At 53.9% G+C, this 2,370-nt stretch carries 2 protein-coding genes; both read right to left on the bottom strand.

All coding sequences use genetic code 11. The annotated features are described in order from the left end of the window. A partial coding sequence (locus HQL56_19635; GenBank protein ID MBF0311729.1) for a sel1 repeat family protein occupies positions 1-1,276 on the bottom strand: 1,276 nt, incomplete at its 3' end. A gap of 89 nt (positions 1,277-1,365) precedes the next feature. Further along, positions 1,366-2,235 (bottom strand): hypothetical protein, encoded by an 870-nt coding sequence (locus tag HQL56_19630; GenBank protein ID MBF0311728.1) that lies wholly within the window; start codon positions 2,233-2,235, stop codon positions 1,366-1,368. Between the last annotated feature and the right edge of the window lie 135 nt (positions 2,236-2,370).

Here is a 2,370-nt window from a genome sequence, read left to right as displayed (position 1 = left end):
CCGGAAGTGGCGGAAGCGAAGATTCCCCCACCTTTCCCCATCGGTTCCACGGCTCAGCACGCAACAAAGCAAACGCCTCGTCCACTTTACCCCAACTCAACAGCCCGGCCATGCCATGCGCTTCAGTCAGATGCGGCGCCGCCTGACGGTACCAATGGATGCCCTGAAGACCGGTAACCGATCCCCCACGCCCCAGCAAAGCTAATCCCCCCAACAAACGGGGGGTATCCGGAATACTCCCCTCACGGGCCGCTTCCAACAACAACTCCAGCGCAGCAGATATCCGACACGGCACCTTGTTATCCAAACAGAACCGTGTGTATCCAATAATTTCAGAAGCAACCTCCTTGCGGTCCGAAACACGCCCAAACCAATACCTCGCCTGCCGTAACTGCTCCGCTGGCTCCTCTCGATTGATCATCAGAACCACAGAAGCCATGCTCAACAGATCCGAATCACTCATATTATCCCCAGGACGAGTCAGCCAGTATTTGGCTCTTTCCTGATTGGCTACATCGTTGAATAGTGGCAACCGGGCATAAATCCTTCCGAGAATATTGGTGGCCCTGGGATCCCCCTTTTCACCCAACGGCAAAAGCAGGTCGATGGCTCGTTGGTAATCCTGTTCCACTCCGTCAACTCCATTAACATACCAGGTCGCCAAGGTAATTCTGGCCGAATCGGCATCCTCTGAATCGCCTTTCGTCAATATCTCCAACTCCTTTAACGCAAAGGACAGATCTTTCTCACCCAAATCCCCGATGCCCAAGTGATAGGCCAACTCCCGCCGAGGCCAGGAATGTCCGCTGGAAGCTGCCTTGCGTAACCAAAATAACGATTCTTTGGGATTTTTTTCGAGCAATGTTCCTTTCCCAAGCTCCATGGAAAGGTAGAATTGAGCCGCAACATTGCCGGCTTCTGCCGCTTTGAGCAACCATTGAAGTGAGAGTTGAGCGTCTTTGGGTACTCCCTCTCCGATGGTATAGGCAAGCCCCATATAGTACATAGCTCTAGTATGCCCCTGGTATGCCGCTTTAAAAAAATTTACCACTCCTTCTCGTGGATTTTTTTCAATCCCAATACCATTAAATAGACAATACCCATAATTGAACTCAGCCTCTGCGACGCCATCTTGCGCCATTTTCTCATAAAGCAGCGCACCTTGACGTTGCTGGGCTTCGTCTTTTGAATGAATCATACGATCTGCCTCATCCAGCATGGGATCCGAAGCCCCAAGTGCCAGGGAAAACAACAGGGGAAGGAACCGCTTAATCATCCTTATTTCCTCCGAAAATCCGCGTGTTGTATGCTGAATCGAGAGGATCCGGATAGCGAAAATCGCTACCCGGATCCAGGATTCCCACCCTATTCAGGCTTTGGGGATGAATCAGGTTGCGGACAGTTACCATGGATCTGACAGTCAATAGTGTAGGCGTTTTTTACCCGGTTTTGTTCTCCGACAACCTCTCTTGGAGCAAACTTCCTAAGCGTATCGTCCACCTGATTGCCAAGATCCTTATCAGGGCGAGGTCCCTTCTGATCGGATCCAGGGTGCAACACTTTGTAGATATCCATTGTCTTCAGGATAGGCATCGCCTCCGCTTCACCCGTGTTTTCGGATTGGTTCATGGCAACGTTTTGTCCCCAACCGGCTCCGGAGGAAGAAAACCCCCAACCGGGCATTTCCCGCCTCAGTTTGGCGACGAAGCCGTTGTCGCCGAAGAGGGAGTTGTCGCGGGTTTCGGGTTCCAGGAAGGAGAAGTCCACGCCGGGGTTTTCCCGCTGCACCTGGGCCAGGGCCAGACGTTTCAGGGCCCGGTCGAAGTGGGGATCCGACAGCAGGGAGGGGGTCTCTTCCTCTCCGGGATTGAGCAGGTCGTTCATTCGCACTTTCGCCGGGTTGCCGCGTTTGGAGCGGGTGGGGATATTGGCGATATCCTCTTCCCCTGCCTCCGGCGGCATGCCGCCCGGATAATCCCAGATGGCATCGCCGTATTGGCGTTGATGCTCGTGGGAATCGAAGGTGGCCTGCACTTCGGCAGCGGGGTCCATATCCGACCAACCTTTTTCTTTACGGATCGTTTCGGCGCGTCGGGTTACCCAGTCAACCTGATTGTCTTCCCGTTGCTGTTGCCGACGCCATTCCGGAATGGCAGGTTGTGTTTCCGGGCCATTTTGCAACTCTTCTTGAAAGGATTGAAAGGCCTGAGTGAGATTGGCTGGTCTGTAAGACATTTTATTCTCCGTGATGAGGGTTGAACAAGTTGTAACGGGGGTTCGGGGGGGATTATCCCCCCCGGCGGGTCCAGGGCAGAGCCCTGGGACTTGGCCTTTTCGCCGTTGACGTACACACCCCTTGGGGTCCAGGGG

The sequence above is a fragment of the Magnetococcales bacterium genome, assembly GCA_015231925.1.
Lineage (GTDB): Bacteria > Pseudomonadota > Magnetococcia > Magnetococcales > JADGAQ01 > JADGAQ01.
The sequence above is the reverse complement of the archived record's forward strand: the minus strand, read 5'-3'. Positions and strand labels throughout refer to the sequence as shown.

What these genes read in the sequence shown, in the direction of transcription:
- HQL56_19630 (MBF0311728.1), bottom strand. Translation starts at nt 2,235, where the DNA reads ATGTCTTACAGACCAGCCAATCTCACTCAGGCCTTTCAATCCTTTCAA.